The organism is Hyphomicrobium sp. NDB2Meth4, assembly GCF_900117445.1.
Lineage (GTDB): Bacteria > Pseudomonadota > Alphaproteobacteria > Rhizobiales > Hyphomicrobiaceae > Hyphomicrobium_A.
In genome coordinates, this window is sequence record NZ_FPEJ01000004.1 from 1 (window position 1) to 17,211 (window position 17,211).

A 17,211-nucleotide genomic window follows, 5' to 3' on the forward strand; every position below is an offset into this window, starting at 1 on the left:
TCACATAGGGCTTTACGTATGCCGGCGGCATGAGCCGGACCCGATGGCCGAGCTTCTCGATCGTGCGGGCCCAGTGATGCGCGGTCGCGCAGGCCTCGATGCCGACGAGGCACGGCTCTAGCTTGGCGAAGAAGGCCTCGACCTTCGCGCGGCGGAGCTCACGGCTGAGGACCTTCTGCCCCTGAGCATCGACGCCGTAGGCGTGAAAAACGTTCTTAGCAATATCGAGGCCGACTGTGACTGGCTGCTCCATCTGACTCCCTCCATCTCAAGCCAGAAAACCTTACCGGTCTTCGGGCCGGGTGATGGATGCCGTCCACAGCATCAGAAGCGGTCATTGAGCTTGGTCACGCCGAACTATCTGCGACGAAGTCCGCTGGTGAAGACAAAGCGACCCTCAAAAACGCGACGCTGCTAGTGCGCCAATCACCGTTCCCAATCCGGCAATGACCAAGGCGGCTACGATCGGGATCAGCCCTCTCTGCTTCCGTTCGAACGGGATATCGGCGACGATGACAGCGCGGCATGCGCCGGTCGGATCGACGAGAACTGAGATTTGATCAACGGTGCTCGCGAGGGACCGCTCGATATCTGTGAAAGTCTGGTTGCTGATCGAGTGCCCAGACAATCGACAAAATTTGCCACTACCTTCCCAAGTCAGATCGACTGTTGGTGTGCTACCACGACCAAGTGATGGCCTAAGGTTGGCAATCTGCGCCTTCGTCGTGATCCCGTCGGCAATAAGCCGTTCGAGTTGGGGCAGGATGAAAAGGTAATTGGTGAGACCTACGAGGCAGGCGCCTAGGAATACGGCCGCAAAAATACTTGTAGGAAGCCATCGAGTTATAGCCGACAAGATTGCTGTTCCTGCTTTGAACAAGTCCATCAGATCACTATTGGATGGCATGGACGGCGCAGCTTTTCGCGCAATCGCGCTGATGATGCCAAGCTGCCTTTTGGATGGTGCTCGCGCGCGAGTGACTGGCGCCTTTACGGTTCCTTAGCCGCCGTTCTGACTATCGTTCCACTTCAATGGTAGCAGGGAGAGGTCATGGCGGTGCAAATCGTGCGGGGTCTGCGGCATTGCCGCGTCGCCTTGGTCATTCTTGCCATCGGCATAGTTGATGGTGCCGCGGCCGCCACCATAGAGGTGGCTCCTGGCGTGCACGTCACAAAGACGACTTTCCCGGCTCCGATCAATCAGCAGCCATTTTACGGTTTCGCAGAACTGACGCCGCACCAGCGGGCGGCGAATGAAGAATTTGTAGCGAAGGCTAGTCAAGCGGCGGGAAGCCGCGAGAAAGCCTTTGAGGAGACGATACGACGGGCTTGGAACGCGCTCCTCTCCGGAAATTTCTCCGAGGCAACGAAACGCTTCAATCAGTCTTACTTAATCGATCCAGGTCAGAGCCAAGTATTTCACGGGCTCGGCCTAATTGCCTTTGAGCGCTTTCGCAACGCTGCCTTTGCCGACGAGCTACTGCGGATTGCTCGCGCCAGACCCAATCCAGCTAAGCTGCTGAATGCCGACTATGGACGGTTCTTGCTCTTGGCCGGACGCCCACAGGACGCTGAGCCGGTTTTAGAGCAGGCTGTCGTCGACGCGCCAAACTTCGCGACAGCCTGGTCCAACCTCGCGTGGGCTAGACTTCACAACGGCAAGACTAAAGCAGCATGCGCGGCTGCAATGAAAGCTGAGGAGCTTTCGCCGCCTCCCAACGTCAGCTCCGATCTTGCAATGCTAAGATCAAGCGCGGGCTGCACCTGACGAAGTTTCGGGACGTTCGCGGAAATTGGGCACACCGCGCACTTCCGAGACGGGTTCGTCCCATTAGCTGCCATTTCGCTGCCAGTGGTCGGCGGCCGCTCCGCGCTCGCCGACTAAGTCCGCTCGTGGAGGTGAAGCGGTTGTCAGATGTCGATCTTCTCGGGCGATCTCGACTGCGTCGTCGACTTCGATACCTGGGCATAGGTAGCGGACGGTGCTTTCGATCTTCGAATGTTAAGCAGGAGCGGCACGCGCGCAGATTGCCAGCATGTGCTGATAGATAAGCACCTCCCTCGCGTCGCGCAGCAAACGAGCGGACACGACCTTTTCCAAGGCCTCGCAGGGCGCACGTTAGTGGGCCATTAAGCCGGCATCAGCGAGAGTGGAGTTCAATCCTTGGTTGAGAACTAGATCAGTCTCTCGTCAGGAGGCGGGGAGCGCCTTTTATGATTGTCAGCGCCAACAGTGCTGCATTGCAGATTCTTAAGGGATTGCAAGGATTGCAAGAGACCCAGAAGTCCTACTGGGCGGAGGACAAGGCCAATTGGGTGAGGCCACCAAACCACGGACCGTGGTTTGGTCCCGGCGTGCCGGGCCAGGTCGAGCCAATCAGCGACCTCACGAAGGAGGCGATCGCGAGGATCGTGGCGATCGTTGGAGAGGGTGGCTCCGTGGATCTATCGGGCCAGAGCTATACGCATTCTTCCATCTCCGCCAGTGACAACGCGACCATCATCGGTGGTGAAGGAAATGATTCAATCGGTGCTCAACACTACGCGACCGTCTACGGATCGGGGGGCAGCGACAGCATTGGTGTTCTCGATTATGGCAAAGTCGATGGCGGGGCTGGAGAGGACTTCATCGGAGCCTTCGACTACGCAGACATCATCGCAGGTGAAGGCGACGATTGGGTCGACGCCAATCACTACGCCAAGGTCGATCTGGGTGACGGCGACGATTATGTCCGTGCCTATAGCTACGCGCAGGTCGCCGGTGGAACCGGCAACGACGAGATTCGCGTCAATGACCATGCGACCGTCGATGCGGGCGAAGGTGACGACCTCGTCGTTAGCAGCGGCCACGCGACAATAAATGGCGGCGCTGGAAACGATATTCTCATAACGGCGGATTCCGTGAAGTACGATAGTCCGTATTATGGCTACAACGACATCGATGGCGGGGAGGGCGACGATTACATTCAGACGACAGACAACTCCAACGTGCGCGGCGGGACAGGCAACGATGTCATCCGGCTCATCGGCGCCGGCTCAACGGTGTCATTTGCCAAGGGTGACGGCCAGGATGCCATCCTTTCTCACGACAGCTTCACCCTCAACATCAGCGGCTACAGCCGGGACGCAGTGAGCGTTGCGGTTGAAAATGACGTCTTTGTCGTCTCCTTCGCCGGGTCGGATGAGAAGATCACGCTTGATATTTCCAACGGTGCGACGGCTCACCTTACCTTCGAGGATAGCTCGTCCTTGGACGTGAGCGGGGGCGAGAGCGCCAAAGTCCTCACGCACCTGTGGGCGAGAGTGGATTGGGGGCTAGAGGACGCCTATTACGTCAGATCATCGACCTCTCGACCATACTAGATAGATGCCACCGCCGGTTCTAATCCGGCGGTGACAATTGCTTCTCACACGAACAGGAAGTCGCTGGAATCTAGCAGTTGCCGTTGGTCTCACTTTGGCGAGCACCCCTCGGAGCCTTTGAGGGGGAGAGCAGACACGACAGGGTAGACCGGAGAGCGGTCTTCAGCCAGCGCCACGACTTCCGTAAACTCGGCCAGACCGACGTCGTGTCTAGCACCGGAATAACGGCGGGCGGCCGAGCAGGCTACGACCGGTCCCACGCGGCGCCACATTTATGGTGTCGAGGGAATGCGCCGCAACAGCGCCGCGCCGCCCAAGATCGCCACGCCAACAATGGCGAGCAGGATCTGTCCGGCAAGTAGGCGATAGGTTAGCGAAACGGTGACGGTGTTCAGCAGCTGGCTCGTGCCCTCGTCTGACGGCAAAGCACCCGCGTAGACGGACACGATGAGCGCGAAGATGCCCGTCTGCAGCACCACGCCGACCATGAGATTGGTGAGACTGAAGCGCGCGTCGCGAAAGCTGACGTGCCACCACAAGAGCCCCGAGGCGATCCCACCTCCGAGCATCAGGACGATCCACTCCATCCCAGCCCCGGCCACCGTTGCCAGCCCGAGCGAAAGGAGGGACAGCGCTGCGAGGAAGAAAACGCCATTAAGCGTGCTGGTGATCCACAGCGCAACCGTGCCGCCTCTCGCTCGCGCGCGAACGATTTTGACCCCGGCGGCCTCGGCCAAGTGCGTCCGCGCCCACGAAAGGATCGCCGCCAGAAACGGCACCCAGGCCATCGAAATTAGTCCGACAGCCGTTTGCCGCAGCGCCGTCAGCATCAGCTTGGGCGCGCCAGAAAACATGAAAAGTGCGATAGGTGCGCCGGGCGGTGCAGCCGCCATGATCGTGGCGACGTCATGGACAATGCAGGCGCAGAGGCCGCCGATGAGGAGCCGAGCCAGTTCACGTGGCAAGCTCCACGATCGGGCGCCGACGCGGGAAAAATACGAAAGGACATAGTCCAGCGCGACGGCCAGGGCGGCCGCCGCCGACGGGGCGATCCAGAACGGCGCCCAGTTGGCGACCTTTTCCGGCCCTTGTTCCAGCAGCGCCGGCGTCGGCTGATAGAGCGGAACCTTGAAGGCGATGAACCAATAGAGAAGCGAATAGCCTGCGGCCGACAGCGCCGACAGAATCATCGGCCGATGCCATGAGGGCGACGCTGGCTGCACCTGCGTGCTGCTGGCCTCCGGCGCTGCGCGATCGACAGTGGGAAGCGCTCTTCGGGCGTGCGCAGCCGGGGCGGATGCCGATCTCGGCAACGCATTGCGACGTCCGAACGGCGACGAAGCCGGTGCTGTGCTTGTGCGCGTCATGGTGGGCCGGAGGAGCGTGTCGGTGCATCGCTCTGGCGCCGGAATGACGGCAGGTTCTCTGCTGCGCTCAGTCCCGTGTAGTCGGCACCAATCTCGTGGCTTGCGCGCGGATCGAGAGATCCGTAGAGCTGGCGCGGGCCGTCGCGACGAGACAGAAGATCCTCCCGCCGCAGCAATTCGAGCGAAGCATCTGGAAGCGGCGGAATGACGATCTTCAGGGCCTGCGCCCGCTCGAGTTCTGCCGGGGACATCTCCGGCTGCATTCGCGTCATCTCGCCCTCGGCGGAAGGCTCCTTACGCGACGCCTGTTTCAGCAGCGCAAAGGCATACGCCTTGTCCTCTCCAACACCGACGCCGGTGCGATAGGCGCGTGCGACCGGCACTGCGGCGCGGGACTGCCCGAGCGCATACGCGGCGTAGTAATGCGCCAGCGATCGCTCGGGATCGCGCACCCTCGTCGGCGCGCCGTCGAGAAAGAACGTTCCGAGCATGAAATGCGCGAGGGCTGCCGCCTGCGGGTTGTCGGTCAACCGGATCGCCTGCTCCACGGCCGCGATCGCCTCCTGCGCCGCCGCAGGGTCGCCGTGGTAGACGGCTGGAGTCAGCGCAACGCCCAACGGCAGAATGGCGGGCGTGAAGCCTTGCGCGACGGCGTCACGGAAATATTCCGCGGCCTTTACCGGATCGTTGTCGACGCCGAGCCCCTGCAGGTGCAGCCGGCCGAGTTCGGCGCGCGCAGCGGCGTTGCCTGCGCGTGCCGCATCACGCCAGTGCGAAACCGCGGCGGTAACGTTGCGATTGCCGCGGTAGCCGCGCATCTCGGCCATGCCGAGCAGCGCGATGGCATCCGGGTCATGGAACGCCGCTCCGCGCTCCCACCAGCGGATAGCATCCTCAATGAGCTGCGCACGAGTCGCGGGCACCGCATTGTCTGCACTGTCGATCGTCGCCCGCTCCTCCAGTGGCAAGAGGCCGCGCTCATCGAGGCCGGCGAGGCGCAACAGGATGGTGCCCATCAGCGTGAATGCCGGCCCGAAGCCTTGGCTTGTCGCCTTGCGCAGACCGCGCATCGCCTCCAGCGCGAGCTGCGGCCCCGGCTCGTTTAATGACGCCACAGCCTGGGCGTAGATGACCGCCGGAATGCTGGGATCGAGCTTCTCGAGGATCAGTTTCGCGCCAGCAACATCATGCTGTTCCAGGCGCGTCCGCGCCGATGTAATCTGCTCGGCCACCTGCGGCGCCAATCCCGCTAGGGCCGCCTGATCGATGTTGGTGGTACGCGCTGCTTCGAGCACGAAGGAGCCGGGAGCCTGGTCCGGCAACGCCGAAGGTGGGCTCAGATGGGATTGCGCCGAGGTGCTGTCGCCGGCTTTCTGCGCCGCCCGCGAGCCACCGGTCGGCGCACCGGTGAGGGACGCAAAAAGAAGCGTCGCCGCGCCGATGACGGAAAGATCAATCAGCGCCCGGAACAGAGCGTGCGACCGGTAGAGCGAGACCGCGAACGCGAGCTTGGGCGGCGAGGCGCGCTCGCCACCGATCATGCCGCGCGCGGCCGGGCGTCCCGCAGCAAGTGTCACGCTCAGGTCCCCGTCGCCAGCTTCAGCCGCGCCGCCCCGTCGACGGGGACGACGCGCACGGTATCGCCGCTCTCGATCAGCCGGATCTCGCTCGCACCGCCGGCACGCGCCTCGATCAGCCTGTCCGTGACCTGCCGCTCGATGGCGCGGGCAATGTCTCGCACGCCGCCGTCGCTGCGTTTCTCCAGCGCGGTCACGGCCTTGAGGAGGATCGCAGGCGCGATGCCGGCCCCGGCGATCTTCAGGCCGAACTGCCCTGCCAGGGCCTCGATTTCGAGGGCGACGACGCGTGCGATGTTGAGGCCGGTCAACGGCCGGAACGCGAAGACCTGATCGATGCGCGACAAGACCTCGGGCGCAAACTGGGCATCGGCGAGCGCCTTCTTGATCAGCCGGTCGCATTCCTCGGCATCGCTGGGATGTGCCTTGACGATGTCTTCGATGCGACGCGAGGCGGCATTGGTGGTGAGGAGGAAGATTGCTTCCCGCGTCGACACGCGCGCGCCGTCGCTCGTCTCGGTAATGAAGCCATCGTTCCACGCCGTCAGGAAGCGGCGGTGCACGTCGGGGTGCGCTTTCTCGAACTCGTCCAGCAGCACCACGGAATTGGGTACGTCGCGCAATGCGGCCGTCAGCGCGCCGTAACTGGTCGAACCCACATACCCGCGCGCCGATCCGAACAGGCTTGCGGCGGCGTGCGGCTGCCCGAATTGGCTCATGTCGAAGAAATGGAGATGGCCCTTTTCGCCGTAGAGCTCGTCTGCCAGAACCTTGGCGAGCAACGTCTTGCCCACGCCCGGTGGACCGGCGAGGCAAAACACGGCCAACGGCTTGTCGGGTCGCGGCGCTGCCAGGCGCCGGCGCAGCTGGGTGGCGATGCTCTCGATCACCGCATTCTGTCCGACGACACGCGATTTGAGCTTCTCCGCCAGATCCTCGGCATCGATGAGCGGCGTCTCGCGGGTCGTTGTCGCGTAGGCGGCTTCCAGCGAGGTCTTGTCCGAAAGGCGATCGAGAATATCCATGGTCCACCTTGGCAAATAGCGTCCCTTGATCAGAAAAATAGCTGCCGCGCAGATGACAGAGAGCACCACGACGGCGATGAGGAACGCGGGGTTGAAGCTCACGAGCGCGATAGCGATCGAGAGACAGAAGAATATCGATATGAGCGGGTTGTTCGGGAGCGCTATCATAGTGCCGGCACCTCGAGAACCTGGCCCGGGGCGAGCGGCGGAAGGGAAACGTCTCCCAAGACCGACTTGACGCCCAGCGTCACGCCGCCACCTCCGCCATCGGCGACCGCGCTGATCTTGACCGTCCCGCCGGGGACGACGGGGATAAGATATGTCTTCTGCTTATGCGTGATGACGACCTGCTGCGTATAACCCGCGGCGTCGATGACCACCTTGTCCTCATCCTCGTCGTAGGTATCCCACAGCGTCACAGCGGCGATCCTGATCGACCCGCTTTTGAGATCCTGCATCAAGCGCCGGCGTTCGCGCTCTGGCATGAGGAGCGCGTTCACCGTAATTGACCGATCGGTGACGAGGGATTGCGGCTGCAGACGGAACGCACCGTCGAGAGCATCGCCGCCAAACGAGATCACCTTGGGCTTGTCGCGTGACGCGTCCAAATTGGCCTGTTCGCCGGATGTATGCCAGGTGACGCCGCCTGCCAGCGATAGTCCAACGAGTCCGAACACGACGATGGGTGACAGCCAGGAGCGACCGGTATCAGCGACATCGGGATGGGCCGGAAGCGGCTGCGGCTCCGGAGCAATCGAATGCGGAATTGATGAATCGTCACGACCTGTCGCCATAAGGCGACGATCTCACGCCGGACCTTAATGAGCCCTTTTGTCGGTCATCTAGGCCCGCGTCATCGTGGAGATCCGTCGCTGATTGTTAAGATTTGAAACAAATTAACGTTTCTGGTTGCTGCCGTGTGCGGTGGATCGCCGATCAGATCCGCTCGTGAAGGTGGAGCGGCTGTCGGATGTAAATCTTCTCTGTGACTTCGATAGCCGGAGAAGCTGAGAAGGCGATGCGAAAGCTCGCCAAGGCATTGCAGGGTTGACCGCCTTCACCCGATCAGACGTCTGCAAGGCCGGCCTAGAATTGGAATGCGCCTCCCTCTGGCAATACCTGTGGGCAACACCGCAATAAACGTTGCGTGGTGACCAGTGTTCACCGAAGCCGAATCAAACTACTAACGAATGGTTGATAATGAGTACAACCTAGGCGTGCCCAGAAAAAGTCTTGTGATTCAGACGATTGCGGGCCGTCACCTGCGGCGAGAATAGTCATGGCAGCTGCAACGCTTTCGAACTGGCGCCGTGCCGAGCGGTTGGCACGCCCTGCTTTGCTTGCCTCTGCTTCTCTAGCTGCACTGATCGTTGCTCTGCCGCCGGCCGCCGCTGACGAGATCATCGATGGCACCACCGTTACCATTCCCGGCACGTATCCCTCGCCATGGGCGGTTTCAGGTCAGCTCATCGTTGGAAACGCGGGAGTAGGCGTGCTCGACATTGTGGCCGGGGGTGTGGTGACCAGCGATCTCGGCAACATTGGCAACCAGGCCGGTTCGAATGGAACGGTGACGGTCACCAGCGGAAGCTGGAGCACAGGAGGCTTCGAGCTGCACGTCGGCACCGACGGCAGCGGCACCCTCAATATCGAAAGTGGGGGGCTTGTAGAGAGCGGTGCGGGAATCGTCGGCTACAACGGTAGCTCGACCGGAACAGCCACGGTGACGGGGCAGAACTCACGCTGGGATCTTGGAACCAGTGACCTCTTCATAGGCTTCTCGTCCACCGCAGGCTCGCTCAACATCCAGGCTGGTGGCTCGGCGAGCAGCGGAAACGGTTTCATCGGCTACAACGTCGGCTCGAGTGGAACCGTCACGGTGACGGGCGACGCCTCGACTTGGGATCTAGGAGCCTCTTCGCTCAGCGTCGGCTATGGCGGCACCGGCACGCTGAACATCGAAGACGGTGCCACGGTAACGAGCGGATACAGCAACATCGGCGTGCAATCCACCTCGACAAGCACCGCCACGGTGACGGGGAACGGCTCGACGTGGGACTTGGGAAGCGGAGTCCTCGGCGTTGGCTACCTAGGCAATGGCACGCTCAACATTGAATCCGGTGGCTCCGTAAAGAGCGGCGATGGCGTGATCGGCTACCTCGGCAATTCGACCGGCGCCGCGGTAGTGACAGGGCAAAACTCGACCTGGAATACCGGAACCAACAACATCCTCCTCGGGCAATTTGGATCCGGCACGCTCACCATCGAAGATGGCGGTGAAGTGATTGCCGCGAAGACCTTCGTCGGCAACGAAGCCGGGTCATCCGGCACGTTGATCTTGAACGGTTCGAGCACCGCGCGTGGTGTCTTGACGACTGCAAAGGTTGTCAAAGGTGGCGGCACTGCATCGCTAGACATTGATGGCGGCGTTCTGAAAGTCGCGGACGAGGAGATCGACTACCTGTCGAACTTCTCCCTAGGGGATGTGAACATTCTAGCCGGTGGCGCCTTCATCGACACCAACGGCTATGACATCGGCATCTCCGCTGAGCTTCAGGGCGTGGGCGGCATCACCAAGCAAGGCGAAGGAGTGATGACGCTCACAGGGACCAGCATCTACACAGGTGCTACGGTCGTCGAGAGTGGAAAGCTCATCGTCAACGGCTCGATCGCCACATCGAGCAGTGTCACCGTAGAGGACGGCGCAAGCCTCGGCGGCAGCGGCACCGTCTCGAACCTGATGCTCAACAGCGGCGCCAAGCTCACGCCGGGCAACTCCATCGGCACGCTCAACGCGGCGAGCGCGACGTTCGATGCGGGTTCGATCTACGAGGTCGAGGTGGACAGCTCCGGCGCGTCCGACTTGCTCAATGTATCGGGTATCACCACCATCAACGGAGGGAAGGTCGTCGTCGTACCCTATCCGGGTTATGCGGTGAATACGCTCTACACCATCGTCACCTCGGCCGGCGGCGTTACAGGGACGTTCGACGCCGCGGAAGCTGGCGCTTCATCCCTTTTTCTCTCAGCGCTGCTCAGCTACGACGCCAACAACGTGTATCTGGAGCTCTACAAGCAGCCATTCGTCAGCATTGCGAGGACCAAAAATCAGCAGGCCGCGGCCACGGGAGCCGAGAGCCTCGGCCAGGGCAACGCCGTCTATGATGCCCTGCTTGATCTTACCGCCGCCGGTCAGGCACGCCAAGCCTACGACGCGCTGTCGGGCGAGGTTCACGCGTCTATAGCGGGCGTGCTGACGACTGACAGCCGGTACGTGCGCGATGCTGTATTCGCGCGCCTCTTGCAGGCGTCCTATGCCGGACGCGATGCTATGCCGGTCGCGCTCGCCGCGAGCGGCCCGGCGATGTCCTCGCGCATGTCGCTCGGCGCAACCGACAAGAGCGCGCCGTATATGCCTGCAGTAAGCGGGCTCACCTTCTGGGCACAGGGCTATGGAGCCTGGGGCAGCATCGACAGCAACGGCAATGCCGCTTCCGTCGGTCGTACGCTGGGCGGCTTCGTCTCCGGCGTGGATGCCGGTCTCGGCGGCGGCTGGCGCGCTGGCATCGCCACCGGCTATGCGCGCTCGGACCTCAGCGTCGATGCGCGCCTCTCTTCGGGCGACATAGACAGCTATCATCTCATCGGCTACGTCGGCGGCGCGATCGGGGACCTCTCACTGCGCGGTGGCGGCGCGTGGACGTGGAGCGACGTCGAGACCAATCGTATCGTCGCCTTCCCGGGCTATACCGAACGCGACACGGCGAGCTACGACGGCAACACCGGGCAGGTGTTCGGCGAGGTGGCGCTGCCGCTCGGCTATGGCGCAACGGCCTGGGAGCCGTTCGCACGCCTCGCCTACGTTCACGTCGACACCGGCGGATTTACGGAAAGCGGCGACGCTGCTGCGCTCGCCTCCTCGGGTGTCGACCAGTCGCTCGGACTGTCGACGCTGGGCGTGCGAGTGGCAGGGACGATGCACATTGCCGGCGCGGATGTCGTACCGCACGCCTCGCTGGCTTGGCAGCATGCGTTGGGCGACGTCGAGCCCGCAGCGACGCTTGCGTTCGCTTCGGGCAGTGCGGCCTTCACGGTCCTCGGTGCGCCCCTCGCTCCTGACAGCGCGCTCCTCGATGTTGGCCTGACGGTGACGGTGGCCCCCGATGCCACCCTTGGCCTCGCTTACTCGGGGCAGCTGGCCAGTGATGCCACCGACAACGCTGTCACGGGTCGCTTTAACTGGCAGTTCTGATAGGGGTGCCGACCGTGCATTAGGGCATGGTCGGCTTTTAGTGTCGCAGCCGACACGACAACGAGACGCAGTCGTGTGCGCGCTGTCGTGAATGTCCCGTCCGCAAACTCGGCATTGGGACGGCAGCGACGTCCCAATAGCTGCCCATTCGCTGCGAGTGGTCGGTGGTCCCTGCACGCTCGCCGACCAGGTCCGCTTGTGGAGGTGAAGCAGTCCTCAGATGTCGATCTTCTCAGCGATCTCGATCGCATCATCGACTTCGATGCCAAGGTAGCGAACGGTGCTCTCGATCTTGGAGTGTCCGAGCAGGAGCTGCAGAGGGGATACTTACGCGCTACTGCTAGCCGCTGCTATCGGTCGGAGAGCTAAACTCGGCGCGTTTCGCAGAGGTGAATGATCGGGAGAAGTGATCTTTCATTGAAGACTACGGCGCGATCGCCGGCCGAAAAGCAATTCCAATTAAGCCGCCGAGGTCTGAGATCCCAGCGGTTGCCAAGCCGCGAGCCAACCCATGAGATCATCGGCAGGCAACGGGCGCGAGATCAAATACCCTTGCACAGCGGAGCACTGGGTCTCGCGCAAGAAATCGTAAACTTTGCGCGTTTCAACGCCCTCTGCCACGACCCGAAACCCGAGTTCGCTCGCCATCTTGATGATGTTGGTGACGAGGCTACGGTCTCGCGAGCTATGCTCGATGCGTTGGATGAAGGACTTGTCGATTTTGATCGTGTCAGCGGGGATATCCTGGAGGTACGAAAAGCTGCTGTAGCCCGTCCCGAAGTCGTCGATTGCACAGGAGATGCCGGCGTCGCGGAGCTTGCCGAGGTTCTTCAACACCAGCGCGCGCTGCGTGATCAACGCGCTCTCGGTGAACTCCACCTTGAGCCGGCTTGGAAGCACGCCGTGTCGCCTCAAGGCAGCAATTACACCGCTAGCGAACGTTTCTTCTTCCAGGTTGGCCGCCGACACGTTTACAGAAACGCGCAACTGCAAGCCTTCGCGGTGCCAGGCGGCAGATTGCTTCAGAGCCGTATCGACAACAAGTGCCGTAAGGGGCTTGGCAAGTTCAGTCTGCTCAGCAAGCGGAACGAATTCTGCCGGCGAAATGTCGCCCAGCACCGGGTGGCGCCAGCGGAGCAGAGCTTCCGCGCCATCACATTCTCCAGAACGGAGGTTGACCGTAGGCTGGTATACGAGCGTCAGTTGCTCCGCGCCTGTCAGAGCCTCGCGTAGCCCCGCAATGAGTTCAAAATTCCGCTCGTGAACCGCGTTGGTTGCGGGGCAATAACGGCTCACACCTGTTTCAGACTGGCGCGCGTCCTGAGCTGCGGCATGTGCAGAGCGTAGAAGTTCCGCCGGATCCATCTCTCCGAGTCGGAACGTCGCAATCCCGATAGCCACTCCGGCCATCGCAGCGAGCCCAGCTGCCGCCGCTTCCCGCTTGAGGTGCTCGAACTGAGCAACCAACAATCCGTGATCGCTCTCATCGTGGTGGCCGGCGAGAATTGCCACGAACTGACTAGCGCCTACTTGGTACAAGGCGGCCGGTGACAAGCGTTGTTTGAGGGCCTTCAAGGCGTTATGGATCAGCTCATCCAAGCAGCGAGGACCGAGAACGCGCATCGCTTGCGCCAGTCGAGCAGGATCAACCAGATCGAAAAGTACGGCGACGCGCTCTTCGTGCGGATAGTCCAGCGCCATGTCCTCGACGTCTTCGGCAAACTGGTTGCGATTTGGAAGACCACTAGCCGGATCGATCCGCCCCAATGAGTGCTGCAGCTCGATTTGAGCCATGACCATGGCTGCCAGATCTTTCAACGCGGCTGCATCCTCGACCTTGGCAGACATTCGGGGCTTGGTATCAAGTACGCACATCGATCCGAGCGTGAACCCATCGCGCGTCGTGAGAGGCGCGCCGGCGTAAAACCGTATCCCATTGTCGGCGAGGTAGCCGCCCTCGAAGCGGCAATCCTTGGTGAGGTCAGGGACCACCAAGACATCGGCTATGCGTGTAACCTCGGCGCACGGCGCCTTGTAGCGGGGAATCTCGGGTCCGCAACCAACCCGCGACTTGAACCACTGCCTGTTCTCATCGGTAAGAGAGATTGCCGAAATGGGAGCGCTGAATAATAGGCTTGCCATGCGCGTGATGCGATCGAAACTCTCGCACGGCGACGTGTCGAGCAGGTTCAGATCTCGGAGCGCGCGCAGGCGGTCGGCTTCAACCATTTGGATTCAACCCAGGCATGAAAGCAATTGCTCCGCATACATATTTATGGCTCGGTAAAGGAAGCCTTGCGGAGACTGCCTTACGACTTTGGGCCAGCGTGAGGTATCAGCAATTACCGCGGGTGCAGCCCTGAGCGCTCTGAATTCAGTTCGCGGCCAGGCTGCAGAGCCGATTCCCTTTCTAGCTTCGCCACGCTGGTCGCTACTCCACTCTGCGGATCGCGGAGCACACTCTCTATAGGTGGAGAGACGAGGCTTTGGGCCGCCCTAGCGCCGTATCAGCGATAGCCCGCAGACAAGACGATTTGTGAACTCCACACCCTGGGCGCTTGGCTAAAGGTCTACGCTCACTCCGCCTCATGTGAGGCTGAGGCAGCGTTTCGACGGTCGCTTCGTCCCAATAGCTGCCGTCGTGCACCCGCTAATCGAGGTGGCGGATGGCACGCCTGATCAGGTCTGCTCTCGGGGGTGGACCGGCCAAACTCGCCATCGCATAGCGGTCGCACTTGACTCTGAGCAGACCTTCTAATGTGCCATTCACCCATATCAGCCGTGCTTGAGTTAATCCCCAGAAGCTCCTGCACCGGGACGCGAGCCCATCACCCGCTTGAGGACGGCGACGACACGCGGGTCGCCCGACTGCGCGACGTTGAAGCGCAAGAATGAAGAGGCCGTCTGCGAGACGCTGAAAACATTTCCCGGCGCTAGAACCACCTTTTCTTCAACGGCTGAACGAGCAAGCGTGGCGGAATCCTGGCCCTCAGGGAGGCGGCACCAAAGATAAAATCCCCCGCGTGGCATCAGCCAGGGCCGAATTCCAAGGGGCTCCAGACGGGAAGCCATCTTGCGTCTCGCTTGCGCAAGGCGCTGGCGCAGCTCCTCCATATGCTTCCGGTACCCGCCACCAGATAGAACACTAGAAATCAGCTCGGTTGCGACCGGACTAGGGCCCCCGAAGCAGGTCGCGACTTGGAGATCAAGTAGACCTTCAATCCAGTCCGCCCGAGCGGCGATGTAGCCGCAGCGGACGGAAGCAGACAGCGTCTTTGAGAAGCTGCCGATCCGGATTACGCGCCTGAGACCATCGAGAAGGGTAAGCCGCGCCGACGGCTCCGGTTCGAAATCAGTAAAGATATCGTCCTCGACGATCGTGAGATCGTGCGCGGAAGCCGTGCTCAAGAGCCGGTAGGCGGTCTGCGGCGAGAGCGTGGCGCCGGTCGGATTGTGGAGCGCGGAGTTTGTGATGTAGAGACGGGGTCGCTCCACCGCGAGGACTGACTCGAAGGAGGTCATGTCAGGCCCCGTGATCGTGTAGGGAACACCGACGATCTTGACTTGGTGTGCCCGCAGCAGCGCCCGAAAATTGAAATAGCAAGGGTCATCAACCAGCACGGTATCGCCGGGCGACAGCAGGAAGCGGCAGACGAGATCAATCGCCTGAGTGCCCGAAGAGGCTAGCATGAGCTGCTCCGAAGAGAGTTCTAGGCCCTCGTCGGCAAAGCGGCCGAGCAGCAGGCGGCGCAGGCTCGGCGAGCCACGCGTGCTGCCATAATCGGCGAGTACCGCATCTTCAGTACGTGCCAGTTTGCGTAAGCCCCGCCGAAGAGCCGAATTCGGCATCCAGTCTGCTGGCAGCCAGCCACAGCCGGGCTTCAACACGGTTGGGTCGGAGTCGAGCGACTGCCGAGAGACCCAGAATGGATCGACGGCCCAATCGTGCCGCGGCCCCGCTTCCGCGAGAGCCAGCGGCGGCAGTCCAGTGCCGGCGACATAGAAGCCGGAGCCCCGTCTGGGGCGGATCAGGCCCTCAGCCGCAAGGCGATCATAAGCCTCGACGACGGTCGACGGTGACACACCCATAGTGGCGGCGAAGCTTCGAATCGACGGAAGTCGGTCGCCGGGAACAAGGGCGCGGCTCGACACCTTCAATCGAATAGCTGCCATAACTTCCCCGGTGCGGGTTTGCTTCCCGTCCGTCATTCCTGCTCCGACAAGTGTGTCGCCCGTTGTATCAATACAGTGTTGTCTAACTGTATTGCACTGTCTCTGTCCACGCCAGCCTCGAACTCTTAGGCTCCTTGCTTCGAAAGGGAGGCAGGCGTGGATCGAGCAACGGACGGGTGGGGCAGTGGCCTTTTAGGTGTCGTCATCTTCAGCGGCTCATTGCCGGCGACTCGGGTGGCTATCGGTGACTTCTCCCCCCTGTTCCTGACGTCGGCACGCGCGGTGATCGCCGCGGTTCTGGCAGCGGCTTTGCTCGTTGCTCTCCGGCAGATAACACCTGACCGCAGGGACCTTGGCCCCCTTGCTGTCGTCGGGCTGGGCGTGGTGATGGGCTTCCCGCTGCTTACGGCACTTGCGCTTCAGCACATGACTTCCGCGCATGCGATCGTCTTCGTCGGCCTCCTGCCGCTGGCGACCGCCGTGTTCGGAGTCCTGCGCGGAGGCGAGCGACCCAAACCGGTGTTCTGGCTATTCTCTGCCCTCGGGAGTGCAACAGTCACGGGCTTCGCCATTTTCAACAGCGGCGCAGGTTCGCTCATAGGCGATCTCATGATGGTGGGCGCAATTTTGCTGTGTGGCCTCGGCTACGCCGAAGGAGCCAGGCTGTCGCGACGGCTGGGTGGCTGGCAGGTCATTTCATGGGCCTTACTATTGGCGCTCCCGATCATGGCGGCGGTCGCACTGACCACGATGCCCGGCTCTTGGGAACGCATACACGGACCAGCGTGGATCGCCCTCGCCTATGTCTCAATCTTCAGCATGCTGGTCGGCTTCGTCTTCTGGTACCGGGGCCTCGCCCTTGGAGGAATTGCCGGAGTTAGCCAGTTGCAGTTGCTGCAGCCTTTCTTCGGCTTTCTGCTGGCGGCGCTATTGCTTCATGAGCCAGTTTCCTGGCTGATGATAGCGGCTACGGCCCTTGTGGTGCTTTGCGTGGCTGGAGCGCGGAAATTCGCAAGCTAGCTGCACGCGCTGGTGGCCCATCGCCGCGTCGGCCAGTTTGGCGGCTAGTCCCAATAGCTGCCATTCGCTGCCTGTTGGTCGGCGACCCGGCACACTCGCCGACCAAGTCCGCTCGTGAAGGTGAAGTTGCTGTCAGATGTCAATCTTCTCCGCGATCTCGATCGCATCGTCGACTTCGATGCCAAGGTAGCGAACGGTGCTCTCGATCTTGGAGTGTCCGAGCAGGAGCAGCACTGCGCGAAGATTGCCGGTTCGGCGGTAGATCAGCACAGCCTTAGTTCGCCGTAACGAGTGCGTGCCGAACTTCGCTGTGAACCGGCATGCAATTTTGACCCCTTGCTGGGGGTAATCGGCGCGCAATTTTGACCCTACCCCCTGTGCTGAGAACATTGCCCTTGGTGCGTGCGTCGGCACGAGGGCGAGCGGGGGATGAT

The 17,211-nt window shown here is 61.8% G+C and carries 12 protein-coding genes and 2 pseudogenes; 4 read left to right on the top strand and 10 right to left on the bottom strand.

Translation table 11 applies throughout. From position 1 onward, the window contains the following. A pseudogene (locus tag NDB2M4_RS08815) lies at positions 1 to 253 on the bottom strand (IS110 family transposase); the annotation flags it as partial. 144 nt (positions 254 to 397) lie between these two features. Beyond that, complete coding sequence (locus tag NDB2M4_RS19945) at positions 398 to 886, bottom strand: hypothetical protein (protein WP_139247169.1); 489 nt, start codon at positions 884 to 886, stop codon at positions 398 to 400. Between the two features lie 165 nt (positions 887 to 1,051). Here NDB2M4_RS19945 and NDB2M4_RS08825 point away from each other — a divergent pair, with 165 nt between their 5' ends. After that, complete coding sequence (locus NDB2M4_RS08825) at positions 1,052 to 1,768, top strand: tetratricopeptide repeat protein (protein ID WP_072373484.1); 717 nt, start codon at positions 1,052 to 1,054, stop codon at positions 1,766 to 1,768. Between the two features lie 500 nt (positions 1,769 to 2,268). Continuing rightward, the gene (locus NDB2M4_RS08830) at positions 2,269 to 3,363 is read left to right on the top strand and encodes a hypothetical protein (RefSeq protein WP_139247170.1); all 1,095 of its coding nucleotides are present in this window, start codon (positions 2,269 to 2,271) and stop codon (positions 3,361 to 3,363) included. 272 nt (positions 3,364 to 3,635) lie between these two features. Here NDB2M4_RS08830 and NDB2M4_RS08835 read toward each other — a convergent pair whose 3' ends face one another. The 4 genes from NDB2M4_RS08835 to NDB2M4_RS08850 form a co-directional block, all read right to left on the bottom strand. Then, positions 3,636 to 4,553, bottom strand: a complete 918-nt coding sequence (locus tag NDB2M4_RS08835) for a hypothetical protein (protein ID WP_139247171.1) — start codon at positions 4,551 to 4,553, stop codon at positions 3,636 to 3,638. A 173-nt stretch (positions 4,554 to 4,726) separates the two neighbouring features. Next, positions 4,727 to 6,307 (bottom strand): tetratricopeptide repeat protein, encoded by a 1,581-nt coding sequence (locus NDB2M4_RS08840; RefSeq protein ID WP_072373493.1) that lies wholly within the window; start codon positions 6,305 to 6,307, stop codon positions 4,727 to 4,729. A 2-nt stretch (positions 6,308 to 6,309) separates the two neighbouring features. Then, the gene (locus NDB2M4_RS08845; protein ID WP_072373496.1) at positions 6,310 to 7,500 is read right to left on the bottom strand and encodes an AAA family ATPase; all 1,191 of its coding nucleotides are present in this window, start codon (positions 7,498 to 7,500) and stop codon (positions 6,310 to 6,312) included. Continuing rightward, positions 7,497 to 8,126 carry a hypothetical protein gene (locus tag NDB2M4_RS08850; protein WP_072373499.1) on the bottom strand — a complete coding sequence of 210 codons (630 nt, stop codon included), beginning with the start codon at positions 8,124 to 8,126 and terminating at the stop codon, positions 7,497 to 7,499. The genes NDB2M4_RS08845 and NDB2M4_RS08850 overlap by 4 nt, the downstream gene beginning before the upstream one ends. A gap of 485 nt (positions 8,127 to 8,611) precedes the next feature. Here NDB2M4_RS08850 and NDB2M4_RS08855 point away from each other — a divergent pair, with 485 nt between their 5' ends. Further along, positions 8,612 to 11,584, top strand: a complete 2,973-nt coding sequence (locus NDB2M4_RS08855) for an autotransporter outer membrane beta-barrel domain-containing protein (RefSeq protein WP_072373502.1) — start codon at positions 8,612 to 8,614, stop codon at positions 11,582 to 11,584. Between the two features lie 216 nt (positions 11,585 to 11,800). Here NDB2M4_RS08855 and NDB2M4_RS20440 read toward each other — a convergent pair. From NDB2M4_RS20440 to NDB2M4_RS08865, 3 genes and pseudogenes are all read right to left on the bottom strand, one after another. Further along, positions 11,801 to 11,902 (bottom strand): annotated as a pseudogene (locus tag NDB2M4_RS20440) (integrase); the annotation flags it as partial. Between the two features lie 141 nt (positions 11,903 to 12,043). Continuing rightward, positions 12,044 to 13,813 (bottom strand): sensor domain-containing phosphodiesterase, encoded by a 1,770-nt coding sequence (locus NDB2M4_RS08860; protein ID WP_072373505.1) that lies wholly within the window; start codon positions 13,811 to 13,813, stop codon positions 12,044 to 12,046. 561 nt (positions 13,814 to 14,374) lie between these two features. Further along, positions 14,375 to 15,757, bottom strand: coding sequence for an aminotransferase-like domain-containing protein (locus NDB2M4_RS08865; RefSeq protein ID WP_072373508.1), 1,383 nt, complete (start codon positions 15,755 to 15,757; stop codon positions 14,375 to 14,377). Between the two features lie 156 nt (positions 15,758 to 15,913). Here NDB2M4_RS08865 and NDB2M4_RS08870 point away from each other — a divergent pair, with 156 nt between their 5' ends. Continuing rightward, on the top strand, positions 15,914 to 16,777 hold the full coding sequence (locus tag NDB2M4_RS08870; protein ID WP_072373510.1) for a DMT family transporter: 864 nt from the start codon (positions 15,914 to 15,916) through the stop codon (positions 16,775 to 16,777). Positions 16,778 to 16,909: 132 nt separating this feature from the next. Here the strand turns inward: NDB2M4_RS08870 and NDB2M4_RS20445 are convergent. Beyond that, the coding region (locus NDB2M4_RS20445) for a site-specific integrase (protein WP_244536106.1) at positions 16,910 to 17,211 on the bottom strand (302 nt) is incomplete at its 5' end.

Coding starts and splice junctions, on each gene's coding strand:
- NDB2M4_RS19945 (WP_139247169.1), bottom strand. CDS start 886: ATGGACTTGTTCAAAGCAGGAACAGCAATCTTGTCGGCTATAACTCGA.
- NDB2M4_RS08825 (WP_072373484.1), top strand. CDS start 1,052: ATGGCGGTGCAAATCGTGCGGGGTCTGCGGCATTGCCGCGTCGCCTTG.
- NDB2M4_RS08835 (WP_139247171.1), bottom strand. CDS start 4,553: ATGATTCTGTCGGCGCTGTCGGCCGCAGGCTATTCGCTTCTCTATTGG.
- NDB2M4_RS08845 (WP_072373496.1), bottom strand. CDS start 7,500: ATGATAGCGCTCCCGAACAACCCGCTCATATCGATATTCTTCTGTCTC.
- NDB2M4_RS08850 (WP_072373499.1), bottom strand. CDS start 8,126: ATGGCGACAGGTCGTGACGATTCATCAATTCCGCATTCGATTGCTCCG.
- NDB2M4_RS08855 (WP_072373502.1), top strand. CDS start 8,612: ATGGCAGCTGCAACGCTTTCGAACTGGCGCCGTGCCGAGCGGTTGGCA.
- NDB2M4_RS08860 (WP_072373505.1), bottom strand. CDS start 13,813: ATGGTTGAAGCCGACCGCCTGCGCGCGCTCCGAGATCTGAACCTGCTC.
- NDB2M4_RS08865 (WP_072373508.1), bottom strand. CDS start 15,757: ATGGCAGCTATTCGATTGAAGGTGTCGAGCCGCGCCCTTGTTCCCGGC.